General features: G+C 64.8%; 1 protein-coding gene. It reads left to right on the forward strand.

Going from position 1 to position 352, the window contains the following annotated elements:
• Positions 1 to 2: 2 nt before the first annotated feature.
• Positions 3 to 352: aminotransferase class I/II-fold pyridoxal phosphate-dependent enzyme (locus EN824_RS33855; protein WP_135933189.1), on the forward strand; the 350-nt coding region annotated here is incomplete at its 3' end.

Below are 352 nucleotides of genomic sequence, written 5' to 3' on the forward strand. Positions count from 1 at the left end.
ACATGAATTACCAGCGGTTCTTCGAGGACGCGATCGACCAGCTCCATGCCGAGCGTCGCTACCGCGTCTTCGCCGATCTAGAGCGCATCGCGGGCAAGTTTCCGCGCGCCATCTGGCGTTCCAACGGCCGCGCCGAGGAAATCACCGTCTGGTGCTCCAACGACTATCTTGGCATGGGCCAGCACGCCGACGTCATCGCCGCGTTCCAGAGGGCGGCCGGCAAGATGGGCTCTGGCGCCGGCGGCACCCGCAACATTTCCGGCACGTCCAACCCGTTGGTCGAACTCGAGCATGAGCTGGCCGACCTGCACGGCAAGGAAGCCGCCCTGGTCTTCACCTCCGGTTTCGTCTC

It is taken from the genome of Mesorhizobium sp. M8A.F.Ca.ET.181.01.1.1, assembly GCF_004792025.1.
Classification (GTDB): Bacteria; Pseudomonadota; Alphaproteobacteria; order Rhizobiales; family Rhizobiaceae; genus Mesorhizobium.